Below are 18,451 nucleotides of genomic sequence, written 5' to 3' on the forward strand. Positions count from 1 at the left end.
AACTTGGTTTATAGTTTACTGTCTATTCATCATAAATTTATTAAGGACAATACCTATGAATACCGAGACGGATACTGCAGACTTAACAGCACAGAACAGTAGTGAAACACGCCCTTATGCCGTTGTACTATACGGTGCAACCAGTTTTGTGGGACAAATCACTGCCCATTATTTGGCCACATTTTTGGCTGATGCCAAAAATACAGATGGCTCTGCTGTCACCTGGGCGATCGCAGGGCGTGACGAAGACAAGCTGAATAAATTGCAGTCCAAGCTTGATAGCCAAGTCGATATGATCATTGCCAACAGTAAAGACGCGGCCAGCCTTGATGACATGACCAAACAAACTAAGGTTATCATCTCAACCGTAGGGCCTTATCTTAAATACGGTGAGCCTTTGATCAAATCTTGTACCAAAAATGGTACCGATTATGTCGATCTCACTGGCGAGGCGATATTTATCAAAGACATGATGGACAAATATCAAGACTCTGCCAAGCAAAGCGGTGCACGTATCGTCAATTCATGCGGTTTTGACTCTATTCCATCTGATTTGGGCGTTTACTTTACACAAGCCAAAGCAGAAGAGGCATTCGGTCAGAGATGTAATGTGATTAACATGCGTGTCAAAGCAGCCAAAGGCGGTATCTCTGGCGGTACCATTGCCTCGATGGCAACTATCTTTGAAGAAGCAGGTCAAGACAAAGCACGGCGCAAACAAGTCGCCAATCCTTATCTGCTGAATGATGACACCGATGCGCCAAGCGTGCGTCAGGACAATGTCAGCAAACCTTTATATGACAGCGAGCATAAACGCTGGCTGGCGCCTTTTGTCATGGCAACCATCAATACGCGTATCGTACATCGCAGCAATCAATTGCTAGGGTATGACTATGGTCGCGATTTTAAATACGATGAAGCCATGTGGATGCCGGATGGTATCAAAGGAAAAGTCTCAAGCTATGCCATGAGTGCAGGTTTATTGGGTTTTGCCACGGCCATGATGATCAAACCGAGTCGTGAGCTACTCTCCAAGCATATACTACCAAAAGCAGGCTCAGGCCCCTCTAAAGACGACCAAGAAAATGGCTTTTTTGATATTCGTCATTTTGGTCAAACCACCAAACATGACAACATCACCGTTAAAGTAACAGGTGATCGAGATCCTGGTTATGGCAGCACCTCTCGTATGCTGTCACAAGCGGCACTATGTCTCGCGCTAGATGTCAGCAAAGAAGAGGTCGGCGGTGGATTTTGGACACCTGCTGCTGCCATGGGTGACAAGCTCATTACTCGCTTAGAAGCACATGCTGGTCTCAGCTTTGAGGTAATTGACAGCTAACTGATTAGCCTTTTCTTTTTCATCTTTGAATACCGTGTCTTAGCAATAAGGCACGGTTTTTTATTGGATCATACTTATCATGACTTTAGCAGAAGTTAATAAAGCTCTATATCGTATTTCTTTGGTGAATAGTGTTGCGCTTTTATGACTTTTTAATACGTTGTACATTGGGTTTTTTGTCGAAAAATAATAATACCTATTGGCACGCCATATAGACTCGAGTCATTATTAAATTAATGCAAATAATAGAATATATATGAAATTTTATGTGAAAGGCTTACCTAATAGAAATAGTCACTCATATTTATTATAGGTAGGTATAGATTGGTCAATTAAAATATACAGATTAATATCGATGCTATTTAAAACCAAAGCCAATAGTAGACGATTGCACAACATCACAATAAAACATCAAGCTGTTAGAACAGCAATGAGTTTACTACTGAATCACAAGACCTATAACTGGTACTTTCCATACAGCATTTTTGCACAGTGCAATAATAAACAATCCTAATAGAAAACTGATGACAGCTCAGCATTATTATTTAAGTACTGAATCACAGTTTTTAATCATTACCAATTTTATATGTTTTGGAGTTTTATCATGAAGAAAAATATCTTATCGTTAATCATGGGTGCCACACTTGTATTACCAACAATGGCTATGGCTATGCCAACCAGTCATGGCGACATGATGCCGCCGAGTATGCCAAGCGTTTCCGCTAAGAGCACGGCACAGGCTAATATGCAAAGCCCTAATGCCAAGCCAATGGCTCACCAGTCTAGTGCAGTGGAGACCAATGAATCTGATGATATGCAGATGGATGACGAATCAGGTGATATGGACGAAGACACTAGCGATATGAATTATGAATCTGGTGATATGGACAATGCACCTCGTGATATGAATAAGCAAGCTAGCCCTGTGAATAACAATAATACGGCTGCAATGGCACGCGCTGCAACAACCAATACTGCTACCACTGCCCGAGCGTCTGCACCAAACACTCAAGCACCTAATATGCAGCACAGCAATGCAGACTATCAACCATTAATTACAGGCGAAGCTGCTGCCGAAAACAAAATGGCCAATACGGCTAGTACCTTGCAAGAGAAAACAAAAGACAAGCGTGGTGAATTGTTAGCCACTCAGCCAGCCAATGTACAATTCAAAGAAAACCGCCGTATTGCTGTGTCACGCTAAAAGCAGTTTTTGTAAAGCATGATTTTTATAGCGCTAGATTTTAACGCTTTATTTAGCACAAAAAAAAGCAGCCATATGGCTGCCTTTTTTTGTGTGCTACTAATGATTATTTCTTGTTTTTGGTCACGCCAGCTTCTTGTAACAAGGCGCCAAACGTACCTAACTTGCTAGGTGCTTCTGCTTTTTCAGTTCTTGGTGCTTTAGCATGACTGCTATTAGCATTGTCTTTATCCTGACGCTTACCACGTGGCTTAGATGGACGTTTATCCGCAGCTGGACGATTGCTACTTGGACGGTCACTACGCAAGCGAGTGCCCTTCTCATCAGAACCCGCATCTTTGGCCGTCGGTTTTGCTGCTGGACGTACTGATTTTTCAGATTCAGGCTTCATGCTAAAGCCAATGCGACCACGTTTTTCATCAATAGAGATGACACGGACTGAGATGATATCGCCTGGTTTAACACGATTCATCGGATCTGCAACAAAGTCATTGGCCATTTGTGAGATATGTACTAGGCCATCCTGATGGACACCAACATCGACGAAACAACCAAAGGCCGTCACATTTGTCACAACGCCTTCCAAAGTCATGCCTTCGCTCAAATCTTTGATGCTATTCACATCATCACGGAAGTTGGCCGTTTTGAACTCTGGACGTGGATCACGTGCAGGTTTGGCAAGTTCTTCAATAATGGCTTTGACGCTGACATTATCATCGTTAGCAGCCAGTGCAGTGGTATCGATAGTGTTTAGCACACCATCATTCCCGATCACTTCTGATAATGGCTTGTCAGCTTGTACCAATAAGCTATCGACCAATGCATAGCTTTCTGGATGCACACCAGTCGCATCAAGTGGATTGCTACCATTATGAATACGTAAAAAACCTGCTGCTTGCTCAAACGTCTTAGCACCCAAACGCGGCACGTTTTTGAGCGATTCACGGCTATCAAAGGCACCATGCTCTTTACGATAGGTGACGATTTGCTGTGCCACATTGCGATTAAGACCAGCAATGTGAGCTAATATAGCAGGGCTCGCGGTATTCACATCAACACCAACGGCATTCACGCTGTCTTGAGTCACTTTATCGAGACTGTCTGCCAGTTGACTTTGATTCACGTCATGCTGATATTGACCCACACCGATGGCTTTTGGATCGACTTTAACCAATTCTGATAATGGATCTTGCAAGCGACGCGCGATAGAGACGGCTCCGCGTACAGACACATCCAAATTACCAAGCTCATCAGTGGCAAGCTCACTGGCTGAATAAACAGAGGCACCAGACTCATTGACGATGACGGCTTTGGCTTTTAATGCATCATTCGCGGTCAAAATCTCTTTGATCATTGCATCTGTTTCGCGGCTTGCTGTACCATTACCGATAGCCACTAGATCCACATTATAAGTGCTTAATAGCGCATCGATGACTTTTTTGGCTTCACTCATCTTATTATCAGGGGCAAACGGATAAACGGTCGCGATGACAGGTTTCTCTTCGCTATCTGACATGACATGACCTTGCGCATCAACGATGGCCATTTTTACGCCATGACGGATACCAGGATCGACACCTAAGATCACTTTAGGGCCTGCAGGTGCTGACATCAGTAGATGCTGTAAATTGCTAGCAAATACATCGATGGCATCGGCTTCTGCTGCCAAACGCTTTTCAGTTAACAGGCGGTGCTCGATATGCGGGCGCCACTTGTCTTTCCACAAGCTACTGGCTGCCTCTGACAAAAACTCACTTCGTTCAGAAGGTGCTTTAGCAGTAATCTCAAAATGCTGAATGATTTTGTCGATAAATGGGGTGTCTTCGCCTTCAATCTTTAGACCTAAGACGTTTTCTTGACGACCACGTAACATCGCTAATAGGCGATGGTTTGGCAGGCGAGCCAAGCTTTCGCTATGCTCAAAATAGTCTTTGAATTTCTCACCGACTTCACGCTTTTCATCACTAGCAACGCTCGATACAATACTGGCAGTTTTGGCAAAACCATTACGCAGGCTATCCAATAGGCCCAATGCTTGTGTCCATTCATCAACGATGATGGCTTGCACGCCGGCCAATTGTTTTTCGATGTCGCTAAAATCAACCTCGATCTCATTACCACTATCGTCAGTGATCGTTGACTGAACTTGGTAATCAGCCAGTGCTTCTGTTGGCGTAATCTCTTGCGTCAATACCGCCTGAGCAGCAACATCAAGACCCGCAGCACGAGCTTTGGCAGCTGGCGAACGACGACGCGGACGATATGGCAGATAGATATCTTCAAGCTCAAGCTTAGAGGTCGCATTATCAATACGCGTCTGTAGCTCATCGGTCATATTGCCCTGTGTGCTCAGCAGCTCAGTAATTTTGAGGCGACGTGTGGCCATGTCACGCTCATAATTAAGAGACTTCTCTAAAGCACGCAACTGCGCATCATCAAGATTCTGGGTTTTCTCTTTGCGGTAACGCGCAATAAAGGGAACGGTCGCACCTTCATCGTAAAGTTTGACAAACGCATTGACTTGAGCAGTCTTAATGCCAAGCGCGCGAGCAAGCTTGTCGTGAATATTCGCGTGTGTGGTTGCATCCAAAACCTGTGCATTTGTCGAGGTTTGAGATGACGTTAAGGTATCAGTGCTACTCATATACGTATCAATCGTTGAGAAATGTAGCTTTGCATTATAGCAAAAGCTGCATGAATAAAAATCCTTTTTATCTTTTCGTTATTTATCGGCTGTTTTGCGGCTCAAATCGTTTTATATCATGCGTTCTGTCGCATCGTTAAACAAACGCATACAGCATTTATCTTTATGAGTGATGCAATTGGCCGTGCAATCTTATACACTAAAGTATCAATAGCGCGAATATTGATAGGTGCTGCCATATTGAACAATAGTCTTTGATTTTATGACGTACTTATTTTTGACCCATTATTAAATAATAATACTTGGTTAGCAGTCATTTTTACTCATGGCTTTTTATTTATAGTCTCTGCTAACCGCCGTTTTTGCTAACAATAATTTTTATAAGAGGATGCCTGTATGCCTGATAATAACAGCCCTGATACCTTGACCCAGCGTATTTTGGTCGTCGATGATGATGCCCGCCTACGCTCTTTGTTACAGCGCTTCCTAGAAGACGACGGCTTTGTGGTTCGTACTGCTCATGATGGCGGCCAGATGGACAAACTCATGCAGCGTGAGCTTTTCTCACTAGTGGTATTGGATTTGATGCTGCCAGGCGAAGATGGCATCAGCATCTGTAAGCGTCTACGTGAAGACAACGCTGACATTCCAATCATTATGCTTACCGCTAAAGGTGGCGATGCCGATCGTATCGCAGGCCTAGAAGCTGGTGCAGATGATTACTTGCCAAAGCCTTTTAACCCAAAGGAATTACTGGCTCGTATCAAAGCGGTACTACGTCGTCAAAATCGTGAGCTACCTGGCGCACCAAGTCATCAGCTAGAAGTGGTTGAATTTGGTCCGTGGACGTTAGATCTATCGACTCGTACCCTCAAACGTGATGGTAACGTAGTGACGTTGACGACAGGTGAGTTTTCAGTATTAAAGGCATTGGTACAGCATCCACGTGAGCCATTGACCCGTGACAAACTGATGAATCTTGCCCGTGGTCGTGAATGGGGTGCGATGGAGCGCTCTATCGATGTACAGGTATCACGCCTGCGTCGCCTGATTGAAAGTAATCCTTCACAGGCACGCTATATCCAGACCGTTTGGGGCGTGGGCTATGTGTTCGTTCCTGACGAGACCGAAGTAGAGACCGCCAAGGGTGAGTAATTTTCGCCAAATATAACTCTTACCTAGAGCATGTCATTAGGGCGTGTTAATGACATGCCCTAATATCTCCAAACGAATGAGCCTATCTTTGAAACCATCTACTATTTTTCAAAATATACCCTGCACATTAGTGACAGGGTTTTTGGGTGCTGGAAAAACCACCGTAATTAACCAGTTACTTGCCACGAAACCTGTTGATGAGCGCTGGGCTTTACTCATCAATGAGTTTGGTCATATCGGTATCGATGGTGCGTTGCTAGCAAGCTCACAAGACAGCACTGCTGAGCAAGACAGCATTGCGATTCGAGAAGTCAGTGGCGGCTGTATTTGTTGCACCAGTCAATTGCCTTTGCAAATCGCGATTAGTCGTTTGCTGAGCGACCATCACCCACAGCGCCTACTCATTGAGCCGACTGGGCTTGCCCATCCACGTGAGCTGATACGACAACTCAGCGCCTCGCATTGGCAAACTGCACTAAAAATGCAGGCGGTGATAACTGTACTCAGCGGCGTACAGTGGCAACAAGTCAAATATCGCACTCATGAAGGCTTTCAAGCGCATGTCCGTGATGCCGATGTACTGGTGGTCAATCGCTATGACCAACTGAATGCGGGCGAAAAACAAGCCTTGATAGAATGGATAGCCACGCTCAATTCGCAAGCAAGCATCATTTGGGCAGTATCTGAGCCAATGACCACTGATACAACTGAGGCATCAAGTGTGGATCTGGCAAAGGCTTATGCATCTGCACTAAGTACCCAACTGAGTAAACCTAGCCAAGTTATATCAGCACAGCGCAAAGTAGCTATTGCTAGCCTTCAACGGTCTACTGTCAGCTTACGACCGCAGACTAACTCTTTGACAATGGCATCATCAGCGAGCACTGCTATAGATGAGAGTGATACTCAGAACATCACTAATACTGGCACTGATACTGACCTGCCCTATCGTTACCATGAGAATCAGCAAGATTTGGCTTTGGCAGGATGGCGTCTGCCAGCGAGTTATATATTGAACGCTGACGATTTACAGAACTGGTTGCTAGCGTTGCCAAACTGGCAGCGTATAAAAGGTGTGGTACATACGTCTGATGGCTGGCTACAGATTAATTTCACCCCTGATAGCCTCACCACGAGCACAGTTGAGACACAGTCTGATAGTCGGTTAGAGATTATTTTACAACTAGAGGATATTTCCGATACGGCTCTGGAAGCCACAGACTCTCAGTATCAGCCTAAAACATCAACTGCGATAGATTGGGAAGCTTGTGATCGTGAATTGATGGCTATGGTTATATAAGTTACGAGTAATGACGTGTATCATCAACATAGCTAAAATCAATGTATAAATAAGATTTGCCACAAAAAAGCGACCCTGTTATTTTCATAACAGGGTCGCTTTTTGATTAACGTAATTGACTGTCTTTACTACCGCGCCGATTGAACAGTTCAGTGGCTTTCGCCTCTTGTTCAAGCTCTGTCTGACAACCAACACAGTGCTGGATACCAGGCACCGCTATCCGCCGTGCCTCCGGAATAGGATTGCCACATTCATCACAAAACTCAGCACTGACGCCCGTCGGTAATGAACGTCTCGCTCGCTCCAACGCATCATTTACCGTCGCATCCATCTGTTCGTGCTCAGCACCATCTCTTGACCAACCACCTGCCATAATTTTATCCTATTTATTATCATTAGATATTATAAATTACTTTAATAACAGATAGATGGGGCTATATTGAGTCAATTACAAGCGATAAATGGCTGTATAAACCATGGTTAATTAAACATAAAATCAATAGGTTGCTTTTAGGGTTTTTTGACTAGCATTTTTTGTTCCCTAACAAACTGACGCTACTAATCTTTTGGCTGTAGCTCAACCACTTGACCGCGCACACCGATACTTTCATCACTCATCAGACAGACGTACCCTGCCATAATATCTTCAGGAGTTTTAAGGCTCATCGGGCTTTCTCCTGGGTATGCATGGGCGCGCATATTGGTACGAGTGCCACCAGGATTGATACAGTTAAAACGCAGATTCGTGGTGTTTTGCGTCTCTTGAGTGAAGATATCGCTCATCCCTTCCACTGCTTGTTTTGACAGTGCATAAGCACCCCAAAATGCACGCGGATGTGTGCCTACCGTACTAGAGGTAAAGACGATAGAGCCTTGATCGGCATCTTTTAGCAACGGTAGCAGCGCTTGAGTAAGCATAAAGGTAGCGGTAAAATTGACTTTCATGACTTGAGCAAAGGTATCGATGTCGTACATTTCAAGAGGCGTCAGCTGTCCGAGCACGCCTGCATTATGTAGGATGCCATCTAACTGACCGACCTCTTTATCGATCAGCCCTTCTAGCTGCTGCATTTCAGCATAACTGGCACCTTCTAGATTCATGGGTAACATGGCAGGCTGCTTACCACCGAGGCTTTCGATCTCATCATAAACATATTCAAGCTTACTACTGGTACGTCCCAATAGCAGTACTGTGGCGCCATAACGGGCATAAGTTAATGCTGCTACACGGCCAATACCGTCGCCTGCACCAGTCACCAAGATAGTTTTGCCATCTAGACAGTTTTCAGGTGGTACAAAGTTGCGAATATCGTCATGAGTCAAAGGTTGTGTAAGACTTTGAACGGTTTTTTGGTTGTCTTGCTGACTGGCCAGCTGATTAATATTGTCACTCATGGCATTACTCACTACTTATCATTGAATCGTTGGGGATAGGTGCTTATAGTTGCAAATTTAGTATTACTAATGCTGCTAATCTATTTGCTACTCATAAAATAGACGTTTATAAATATTCAAACTTACCAGAAGAAAGCAGCAACTTATTTAACTGCTTCGGCGTATCAGTGATGTAGTCTGCGCCCCATTTTTTGAGGGACTTTTGCTCATCGCTCGGGATATAACCATAAGCGGCCAAAATTGTTGGCATACCAGCCGCATTACCTGCTTCGATATCACGGATATGGTCGCCGACATAGATGACGCAGCCTGCAGCGCCTCGTGGTATTGCAAGCTTCTCTAACGCCATATACATCGGTTCTGGGTCTGGTTTTGAACGTGATACATCATCAGGACACACCAAAGCAGCGCAGCGCTCATCCAATTGCATCTGGCCTAGTAGTTTTTCTGCCAAGTAACGCGGCTTGTTGGTGACAATCCCCCATGGCACGCCTTTTTGCTCAAGCTCAGTTAACACTTCTTCAAGCTCAGCGAACACACAGCTATCGACACAAATATCTGCTTCATAATCGTCTAAAAACTGCTGACGAAAATTAAGCAAATCCTCTTCACTGACATCAAGTTGGTCATTATGCCGCAGCATTAATTGCACCATAGCAGAGGCACCTGCAGAGACTTGCTCTCGGATTTCGGCTTCAGGCGGTGCTTGCCAACCGTTTTCGAGACTCATCTTGCCAATGATACGAACAAAATCAGCAGCAGTATCGATTAATGTCCCATCAAGGTCAAATAAAACAGCTTTTACAAATTGGGTCATAGTGAAATGCTCTTGAGATTAAAAATGTGTTTGATGAATAGGCGAGAATGCTGCCATCGTCGCATTCGCTTAGCACTATCGCATTCGCTTAGCACTGTAGTATTCGCTTAACGTAACGGTTTTTGTACTGCCATCATATAGTTGACGTCGACATTTTGAGCGAGCCAGTAGCGTTTGGTCAACGGATTATAATGTAACCCAATAATGTCCTGACGTACAAATTCAGCAGTGATGGCCATTTTGTCTAGCTCAGCTGGGGTGATGAATTTGGCATAATCGTGTGTGCCACGATCAAGCAATCGCAGTACATACTCTGCCCCAACGATGGCAAATAGATACGATTTTGGGTTTCGATTAATGGTCGATAACACACAGACGCCGCCCGGCGCCAACAGATCAAAACAGGCTTGCACAATCGAGCTTGGATCAGGCACATGCTCCAGCATCTCCATGCAAGTCACCACATCGAACTGACCTGCATGCGTCTTTGCCAGCTCTTCAACTGGAATATGCTGATAGCGAAGCGTGTTTTCTAAGCCACTTTGCTCCGCGTGCACGGTTGCTGCCTTGAGATTTTCAGTACCCAAATCAATCCCTGTCACGTCAGCACCGCGACGCGCCATTGACTCTGCTAAGATACCACCGCCACACCCTACGTCGAGTACTTTTTTGCCAGTCAGCCCTTGCTCAGCTGTTTTACTGGCAGTCTCATGAGAGACGCTATTATGGATAATACTGTCGTTTTGATAGCCGCGCTTTACGTTTTCTTCTATCCAATTCAAGCGTAATGGGTTGATCTCGTGTAACGTGGCAAATGCGCCCGTGTTGCTCCACCACTCACCAGCCAAGTTATTGAATTTTTCTACTTCGCTGGGATCCACATTGATGATAGTATTTGGTGTATGGTCGAGTGTGCTGCTTGTTGTATCATTCGAAGAGGATAAAGCTTGGCTCATAGCAGGTTTCCTTGATTGTCTTTCTTGATTGCTGTTATCGTTATTATCAGTGTTATCGTCTACATTTAGTAGTTATGCATTTAATATTAGCATGAGCACAGTGGTTTTGCCGTAAGTACATCGTCACCGATTGTGAATAGTTTTAGCAATGTTATGTTATCTTTAAATCTAAATAACTTCAAAACAAGCGAATGAAAAGTTAACCGATAAGCAAATAACCATCATTAGCCTAATGGCCTATGACTATTTATGCTTTAAGTAAGACGCCTTAAATAATAGCTAACAGCTTTACAACTATTGGTTAAGAATCCGATTCACAGTCACGTATGTTTTACGTTATCATAGTCGATACTTGAGTATCGTTGGATTATACTCGACGCTGCGTCATGTAGGCACTCTAAAAACTGTATATTTAGAGATTGCATGCTTTAAAGATCATAGATATACCAACCTCTTAACCAATTCTAAATCCCCACATCTCAAGGATAAAGTATGAAACGTGTCATCACACTGACTGGTTTGGCCATGGCCATTGGACTTTCCTCTATGGGCGCACAGGCTGCGGACTATGTCGCTGGAAAAGATTATCGCGTGATAGACAACCCAGAGACCATCAGCGGTGATGCTATCATTGTTCGTGAGTTTTTCTGGTATGGCTGCCCGCATTGTAACGCGCTCAATCCGCACATGGAAAAATGGGCAAAAACCAAAGATAAAGATGTCGCATTTTTCAAAACGCCAGCAGCACTGAATCCTGTTTGGGAAGCCAATGCTCGTGGTTTTTATGCAGCACAGTTATTAGGTTTCGAGAGCAAAACGCATGATGCGCTCTTTAATGCTGTACATAAAGATGGCAAAAAACTGTTTGATCAGTCTTCACTCAGCAAATGGTATGCAACTAAAGGCGTGAATGAAAAGAAATTCAACAGTCTTTATAACTCATTTGCCGTTGGTACGAAAATCGGTCGCTCACAAGAAGGTGCCAAACGTTATCAGATCACTGGTGTCCCATCTGTCGTCGTACAAGGCAAATATGTGGTCACAGGTGAAGATGCTAAAGTGGTCAAAGTTGTCGATTACTTAGTTGATAAAGTACGTGCTGAAAAGAAATAATATCAATATAAGTCACATATCTTCCTATTGATTATAGAAAATTATGACACAAAAAAGCCAATCATTCAGTGATTGGCTTTTTTATTTGGGTGTATCGCTGTTATTTCTTTAGCTGTGACAATATAGCCACTTCACGAATATAACTGGCCAAATCTGCTTTTGACTCTGACATTAGCTCATCATCATTTGTATGCTTAGCATACTCAATCCAAAGCAATAGCTGATACATACTATGGTGCTCGGAAGCTTTGTATTGTTTGACAAATTGCTTTAGCGTACCTTCATCGTTGATGTTTAAGCGATCGTACCAGCTCTCTATTTTTGAGACCTGCTCTTTCGGAAAAAATGCATCAAATAATGCTTTTATCAGCTCATGGCGATTTTCTTCAATCATAAGCTTGCCAACACGTTTGGTCTGACGATTACGTGCATTGGCGCTGGTGATATCAGCCAGTGCCATTAGCTCTGCCATAAAATAATCACTGGCAGGCAAGGCTTTTAGCTGCTTTTTCGATAAACTCGCAAGCGGTATCGATAACTGCTGCAAGCGCTCATGGGCTTTTTTGAGTTCGGTGCGCGAGACGCGCATATCCTGTTCTTTCCAGTCGATCATAAAAGCTTTCCAAAATAATAAATAATAAAATGAATGGTGTCTGCTGTTACCAGCGACTTTTTTCGCGATGTTTAGCCAACACCTTGATGCCTGCTGGCATCGTATCTTTAAGACGGCGCTGCAAATGATCAGTAATAAACACTGAACGATGCTTGCCACCTGTACAGCCAATGGCCACGGTCACGGTGTGACGATTATTGTGTAAAAATTCTGGTAGCCAGCGTGTCAAAAATCGATTGATATCATCTGTCATCTCAGCCACTTCTGGATAGTCAGCAAAGAATGCCCCAACCTCAGAATCAAGACCCGTCGATGCACGCAGTTCAGGATTCCAGTGCGGATTGGGCAAAATCCTAACATCAAAGACAAAATCAGCATCGATAGGACTGCCATATTTAAATCCAAACGACAGTAGATTGATAACAATCTGATTGTCAGCGCCGATATATTCACGCAAACTGTCTTTTAATTGGTGAATATTCAGACTACTGGTGTCAATTTTAATATCGGCATGGCCCGCAATTGGCTCTAGTAATTCAATTTCTTTTTTGATCGCAGCTGGCAGGTTGAATGCGATGTGGTTAGCGTTATCACTGTCGACATCCTGTGACATCAATGGATGCACACGACGTGTCGCATTAAAACGGGCAATGAGTGTACTCTCTTGTGCGGTCACATAGAGCACTTGAACCGTATCTGCACCATACGTTTTTTTGAGCAGATCACGTGTTTGTGCAAAGTTGGACAAATCAGCACGCGGCGTGCGAATATCGACACCAAGTGCGATGCGATGAATACCGCTTTCGTTGACCAATTTATGCGCCGCATCCGGTAATAAAGACAGTGGCAGATTATCAATAGAGTAATAGCCCAAATCCTCTAAAATATTCAGAACCGACGTCTTTCCTGATCCTGAACGTCCTGACACTACCAAGATACTCAGCTTATCGCTTGATACTTGGTCTGTCATCACTGTATCTTTACGAACGTTTTGATCTTGACTCACACTCATGACTTATCCATTCCATTTCACAGCGGTTAGTACGATACGGTTATAACAATACTGACTCGCCCATGCTCATTTATGATAGCTAATTCACTGATTATAATTAAGCGACTGCTACTAATGGATTGTCGCTAACTGATAGTTAATTAGTGACAGTTAGTTAGTGATAGTTAATCAGTGATAGTGACTAATTGATTGTCCAATAAACGTGCTTGTCCCAACCAAGCAGCGACTAAGATCACAACGTTTTTGCTGTCTGTATTAAAATCTGCCACACCACTGACGACAGGTGTTAGCGCTTCTGTCTTTACAGCCAAATAATCAATGGTAAAGCCAGCATCACTTATACAAGTTCGCGTGTCTGCCAGTGACTTCTCAAATGCTTGCTGACTCAGCTTGCCAGTCTCTAACTGCTGTGCCAATACTTGTAGTACTTGATGCAGTATAGGTGCTATCTGCCGTTCAGATTTGCTTAAATACTGATTGCGTGAGGAGAGCGCCAAGCCATCATCAGCACGTACAATAGGTGCGCCAATGATCTCAATAGAATAGCTCAAGTCGCGTACCAGCTGCTTGATAATAGCGAGCTGCTGATAGTCTTTTTGTCCGAATACTGCCACATCTGGTTGGACAATATTGAATAATTTAGAGACAACAATCCCAACACCATCGAAGTGTCCAGGACGTGATTGACCACAAAGTTGCTCAGTGATGACGCCAGCCAATACAGAGGTCGGTGGCGGTAATACTGGATACATCTCCTCGATGCTAGGCGCAAAAACATAGTCCGTGCCAACGGTTTCTAGTTTGGCGACATCTTCATCTAGCGTACGAGGGTAGCTGTCAAAATCCTCTCCCGCCCCAAACTGCGTAGGATTGACAAAAATACTAACCACTACAATATCGGCGTGTTGCTTGGCGATTTTTACTAGCTCGAGATGACCGTCATGCAGATTACCCATGGTTGGTACTAAAGCAATACGCTGGAGTCCATCTGGTTTATCAGTTTTTTGACCACGATAAAGCTGTAAAGCGGTACGTAGTGATGAGATATGATGATGAATAATAGGAGACATGATTACGGTTCTTTTTCAGACATTTAGTGATTCAATGGCTTGTATGAGACTAGCTAAATTGGTGTTGTTCGGTTGGAAAACTGCCTTCTCTGACCGACTGCTGATAGAGCGCAAATGCGCCCTCAATACTATGTGCGGTATTGCGCTCATCCGTCAAAAAGTCATGAATGAAGCGCGGGACACGGCCATGAGCTATGCCAAGCATGTCATGCATCACTAACACTTGGCCATCAGTATCCGCACCAGCACCAATACCAATCACGGGTACGGCAACGGCTTCGGTGACTGATTTTGCAAGCTCAGCAGGGACACATTCCAATACTAGCAGTGCAGCACCTGCTGCGACGACAGCTTTGGCATCAGCAAGCAGTTTATCCGCGGCTTCATCACCGCGACCTTGAATCTTGTAGCCACCAAAGACATTAACCGACTGCGGGGTCAGACCAAGATGCACGCACGTTGGTGTGCCCGCTCGCGCTAAGGTCGTGACCAATTCACAAAGCTCGCTTCCACCTTCGACTTTGATCACATGTGCACCCGCTTGCATTAACTGTCGACTATTAGCGATGGCTTCTGGTAATGTCACATAACTCATGAACGGCAGGTCAGCTAAAATAAGCGCATGTTTATTGCTACGCGCGATATTAGCGGTATGATAGGCCATATCATTGACTGTCACCGGTAACGTTGACTCATGGCCTTGTACAACCATGCCTAAGCTATCGCCAATCAGAATCGTATCAATCTGCGCGTTTTCCATCATACGTGCAAACATCGAGTCATAGCACGTCAAACAAGTAAACTTGGTACCGTCTTTTTTAAATTTATTTAAAGTAGATAACGTCGTCATATGACCCTCGATTATTCTGCTGTGCAGCTACTCATTAATATTGTTCATCAGTTATCAGTAACGCTAACGACGACTGTTCTGACATTTAAAATCATGCGTCGTTTGACAATAACTTTAAGCCTGTCCAGTCATAACTCTGTGGATAGTCGGCTATTGGCTTGTCCATAATCATTAGATTCGGCGCCAGCTCACGTAGCGGCACCAGTACAAAGTTACGCTCACATAATCCCGCATGCGGTATCGTGAGTTGAGGCTCGGTTATCTGCAGCTCACCATACAATAAGATGTCCACATCTAGGCTACGCTCACCCCAGTGACGTAAGCGAGCACGTTTGGCTAACTGCTCCAATTGCTGGCAAAAGCTAAGCAGCTCAAATGGCGTCAATGTTGTCTCAAAACCTGCAACAGCATTAACGAAGTCCGGCTGATCTTGTGGCCCCATAGGATCTGACGCGTAAAGTGAAGATACTTCAACATTATGTATTTGTGCATGTTGACGCAGGCTCTTGACTGCTTGTTGCAAATGCTCTGCAGGTGAGCCCAACTCATTGGTCAGATTGCTGCCCAAGCCCACATAGCTCATAAACCAAATCGGCTCATCCATATCGCTTTACCCAACTGTCTATAGATCATACTTAAGCATTATCAGTACTTGGCTGACGGCGACGGCGCTTCGATGGTACAGGGCCTTTGTTATCTGTCATTTTGATAACAGACATCTGACTATTCGCTTGAGCGGTTTGATCAGGCTTAGCGGTGGTCGCTTTGACTGGTCTTTTAGTTTTTGTAGCAGTCGCGCTAGCGCTGCTTTTTACTGCTTTAGGCTCTACAGACTTAACACCTTTGGTATCAGCTTGATTGTTCATCTGATCCGCTGGTTTCGGCACTTTTTTGGCATATTGCTTGGTCGTCTGCTTTCTCTCACTGCCTCGTCCATCAATACTGTTTTTCACTTCAGTGCTGTTTTTCACTTCAGTACTGCTATGTGCTTGAACAGTGCTACTAGTATCCACGGTAGGCTGACGGCGGCGACGCTTGTACGGTACTGGTTCGTTGTTCATGCTCACTAATGCAGGCGATCTTGCAATAGAGCGCGTAGGACGTGCTTCATCAGATGATGGCGCTGCCTTTGGCTCATGAGCTTTAGCAGATTGAGTATTGTTTGAACGAGTGACTTTAGCCGTTTTCGGTTGTGCTGCTTCACGCGTTGCTGACTGACTCTTAACGGGCGCAACCGTAGGTTTTGACTCTTCACAATTCGATAACTGCTTTTGTAGCGGCGGTACGACATTACCGTGTTCGATCACAAACAGCGGCGCAGGTTTAGAGTGATGGCGCTTGTTCGATGATGGCTGACTATTCGCAAGAGACAACTGCTGTAGCTGAGCGAGCTCATGACTGTCTTGTTTCACTTGCTGCCTATTGCTATCTTTACTGTCATTTTGAACCGCTTTAGAATGACTGGCTGCGCGGCGACGGCGTGCTGGTATATTAGACGGGTCATTCACTACGCTCTGACCATCTCTACTATTTTCTGCACTATCAGCTACACGGCCTTGCTTAGTGTTACTCTGCTTGGCTGGCGCATTGTCAATAGTTGTCTCAGGCTTTTGACGATTGCGTCCGCGACCGCTTTGGACTTTTTTGTAAGCACCGCGGCGAATATTTTCATCAAAGTCATCAATCGCTTGCTGCTGCTCTTGTTCAGACAAGGTCTGATAGGTCTGCCACCAGTCACCCATGTCATTGGTTGATTCTGACAGTGGATGCTCAGCATCACCGCATTGCTCACGCAGTAATAAAAAGTCAAAACCTGCACGAAAACGTGGATGCTCAGAGAGCTGGACGATTTGTTTGCTACGCGGCGCCGCCAGTTTTGGCTGCAATACCCAAATGTCACGGATAAACTGCTCTGCAAACTTTGGAATCGCGGTTTTGATACGCTGACGATCAATCACTTTGCCCGCGGCATGCATTTGCGCTTCAGCAAAAGGCATATTGCGTTTTTTGGCTTTTGCCAATTGATGCAGGTAGTTTTCCCACAGTAACGCTGCATAGAAAAATGCCGGATTGATACTCTTGCCTGATGCGATACGTTTATCAGTATTGATGGCCACCTGATTCACTAACGCGCTTGGCTCAGCCGGCGGATAGATAATCAGGCTATCAATCGCACCTGATTCAAACAATAGCGGCAACAATGGCACAAGATAGCCACCCGTAAACATCTTTTGCGTTTCGTCATAGAGACGATGCGGTGATATTTGCTCAAGTAGTGCCCAATTACCATCATGGAACTGATCAGCCAGTGCCTCATCAAACTCAAAACCCAGCTTGGCTTTGAAGCGTAGCGCGCGTAACAAACGTACTGGATCTTCTTCAATACGCACAGGCGCATTACCCAATAGGCGGATGATTTTGTTATCGATGTCATCAAGTGCATCACAAAAATCATGGACAATGCCTTTGAGCGGTTGATAATAAAGCGCATTGATAGAAAAGTCGCGACGGGAGAAATCTTGTTTGATGTCACCCCAGACATTGTCGCGCAAAATCATACCGTCTTGATTGGTATTGGCATCATTGGTTGGTGGACCACGAAAAGTAGCCACTTCTATCAACTCTCGGCCAGAATATACATGCGCCAACTGAAAGCGGCGACCGATAATACGGCAGCGCTTACCAAAGACATCTTTGATCTCATGTGGCTTGGCATCAGTGACAGCATCGAAATCCTTTGGACGTAGGCCCAATAAGGTATCACGCACGCCGCCGCCGACGATATAGGCATCAAACCCAGCTCGGGTTAATGTGGCAATCACTTCAGTAATGGAATTGGGTAATTCAGATTTGTTCAGTTCTAACTGCTTGGCGGCACGCTCGGCCATGCATCTACTCCTCGCCGGTATTCTTTGACCACCCCTGAATAACACAGCGTTTATCAGGCGGATGTACCTGCTAGTTTAACAAATTTTGTGCG

16 protein-coding genes are annotated in these 18,451 nt (G+C 44.7%); 5 read left to right on the plus strand and 11 right to left on the minus strand.

The annotated features are described in order from the left end of the window. The first annotated feature begins 55 nt into the window (after nucleotides 1–55). The gene (locus I6E86_RS01645) at nucleotides 56–1,342 is read left to right on the plus strand and encodes a saccharopine dehydrogenase family protein (protein WP_197174782.1); all 1,287 of its coding nucleotides are present in this window, start codon (nucleotides 56–58) and stop codon (nucleotides 1,340–1,342) included. A gap of 604 nt (nucleotides 1,343–1,946) precedes the next feature. Beyond that, nucleotides 1,947–2,546 carry a hypothetical protein gene (locus I6E86_RS01650; RefSeq protein WP_197174783.1) on the plus strand — a complete coding sequence of 200 codons (600 nt, stop codon included), beginning with the start codon at nucleotides 1,947–1,949 and terminating at the stop codon, nucleotides 2,544–2,546. A gap of 106 nt (nucleotides 2,547–2,652) precedes the next feature. Here I6E86_RS01650 and I6E86_RS01655 read toward each other — a convergent pair whose 3' ends face one another. Next, entirely contained in the window at nucleotides 2,653–5,190 is a 2,538-nt protein-coding gene (locus tag I6E86_RS01655; protein ID WP_197174784.1) for a Tex family protein, read from the minus strand. Between the two features lie 396 nt (nucleotides 5,191–5,586). Between I6E86_RS01655 and ompR the strand changes: the two genes are divergently transcribed. Continuing rightward, nucleotides 5,587–6,345 carry a two-component system response regulator OmpR gene (gene ompR, locus I6E86_RS01660; RefSeq protein WP_194363449.1) on the plus strand — a complete coding sequence of 253 codons (759 nt, stop codon included), beginning with the start codon at nucleotides 5,587–5,589 and terminating at the stop codon, nucleotides 6,343–6,345. A gap of 76 nt (nucleotides 6,346–6,421) precedes the next feature. Further along, nucleotides 6,422–7,645, plus strand: a complete 1,224-nt coding sequence (locus tag I6E86_RS01665) for a GTP-binding protein (protein ID WP_197175026.1) — start codon at nucleotides 6,422–6,424, stop codon at nucleotides 7,643–7,645. 106 nt (nucleotides 7,646–7,751) lie between these two features. On the opposite strand, the gene I6E86_RS01670 is transcribed toward I6E86_RS01665, so the two are convergent. The 4 genes from I6E86_RS01670 to ubiG all read right to left on the minus strand — a co-directional run bounded on the left by I6E86_RS01670 (nucleotide 7,752) and on the right by ubiG (nucleotide 10,813). Beyond that, the gene (locus tag I6E86_RS01670) at nucleotides 7,752–8,018 is read right to left on the minus strand and encodes a DksA/TraR family C4-type zinc finger protein (protein ID WP_194363448.1); all 267 of its coding nucleotides are present in this window, start codon (nucleotides 8,016–8,018) and stop codon (nucleotides 7,752–7,754) included. A gap of 185 nt (nucleotides 8,019–8,203) precedes the next feature. Continuing rightward, nucleotides 8,204–9,040: a YciK family oxidoreductase gene (locus I6E86_RS01675; protein ID WP_197174785.1), complete on the minus strand. Its 837-nt coding sequence runs from the start codon at nucleotides 9,038–9,040 to the stop codon at nucleotides 8,204–8,206. A 106-nt stretch (nucleotides 9,041–9,146) separates the two neighbouring features. Then, nucleotides 9,147–9,857 carry an HAD family hydrolase gene (locus I6E86_RS01680; RefSeq protein ID WP_197174786.1) on the minus strand — a complete coding sequence of 237 codons (711 nt, stop codon included), beginning with the start codon at nucleotides 9,855–9,857 and terminating at the stop codon, nucleotides 9,147–9,149. Between the two features lie 107 nt (nucleotides 9,858–9,964). Then, nucleotides 9,965–10,813, minus strand: coding sequence for a bifunctional 2-polyprenyl-6-hydroxyphenol methylase/3-demethylubiquinol 3-O-methyltransferase UbiG (gene ubiG / locus I6E86_RS01685; protein WP_197174787.1), 849 nt, complete (start codon nucleotides 10,811–10,813; stop codon nucleotides 9,965–9,967). Between the two features lie 492 nt (nucleotides 10,814–11,305). On the opposite strand from ubiG, the gene I6E86_RS01690 reads away from it, so the two are divergent. Beyond that, the gene (locus tag I6E86_RS01690; RefSeq protein ID WP_194363444.1) at nucleotides 11,306–11,926 is read left to right on the plus strand and encodes a thiol:disulfide interchange protein DsbA/DsbL; all 621 of its coding nucleotides are present in this window, start codon (nucleotides 11,306–11,308) and stop codon (nucleotides 11,924–11,926) included. 100 nt (nucleotides 11,927–12,026) lie between these two features. Here the strand turns inward: I6E86_RS01690 and yjgA are convergent, their stop codons facing one another. The 6 genes from yjgA to pcnB all read right to left on the minus strand — a co-directional run bounded on the left by yjgA (nucleotide 12,027) and on the right by pcnB (nucleotide 18,359). Next, nucleotides 12,027–12,539 carry a ribosome biogenesis factor YjgA gene (gene yjgA, locus I6E86_RS01695; RefSeq protein WP_197174788.1) on the minus strand — a complete coding sequence of 171 codons (513 nt, stop codon included), beginning with the start codon at nucleotides 12,537–12,539 and terminating at the stop codon, nucleotides 12,027–12,029. Between the two features lie 46 nt (nucleotides 12,540–12,585). Continuing rightward, nucleotides 12,586–13,551 carry an RNase adapter RapZ gene (gene rapZ, locus I6E86_RS01700; RefSeq protein ID WP_413786979.1) on the minus strand — a complete coding sequence of 322 codons (966 nt, stop codon included), beginning with the start codon at nucleotides 13,549–13,551 and terminating at the stop codon, nucleotides 12,586–12,588. 164 nt (nucleotides 13,552–13,715) lie between these two features. Further along, complete coding sequence (gene panC, locus I6E86_RS01705; protein ID WP_197174789.1) at nucleotides 13,716–14,621, minus strand: pantoate--beta-alanine ligase; 906 nt, start codon at nucleotides 14,619–14,621, stop codon at nucleotides 13,716–13,718. A gap of 49 nt (nucleotides 14,622–14,670) precedes the next feature. After that, complete coding sequence (gene panB, locus I6E86_RS01710) at nucleotides 14,671–15,471, minus strand: 3-methyl-2-oxobutanoate hydroxymethyltransferase (RefSeq protein ID WP_197174790.1); 801 nt, start codon at nucleotides 15,469–15,471, stop codon at nucleotides 14,671–14,673. 91 nt (nucleotides 15,472–15,562) lie between these two features. Further along, nucleotides 15,563–16,075, minus strand: coding sequence for a 2-amino-4-hydroxy-6-hydroxymethyldihydropteridine diphosphokinase (folK, locus tag I6E86_RS01715; protein ID WP_197174791.1), 513 nt, complete (start codon nucleotides 16,073–16,075; stop codon nucleotides 15,563–15,565). A 31-nt stretch (nucleotides 16,076–16,106) separates the two neighbouring features. Next, complete coding sequence (pcnB, locus tag I6E86_RS01720; protein ID WP_197174792.1) at nucleotides 16,107–18,359, minus strand: polynucleotide adenylyltransferase PcnB; 2,253 nt, start codon at nucleotides 18,357–18,359, stop codon at nucleotides 16,107–16,109. Nucleotides 18,360–18,451: the final 92 nt, after the last annotated feature.

It is taken from the genome of Psychrobacter sp. SWN149 (assembly GCF_015864565.1).
Lineage (GTDB): Bacteria > Pseudomonadota > Gammaproteobacteria > Pseudomonadales > Moraxellaceae > Psychrobacter.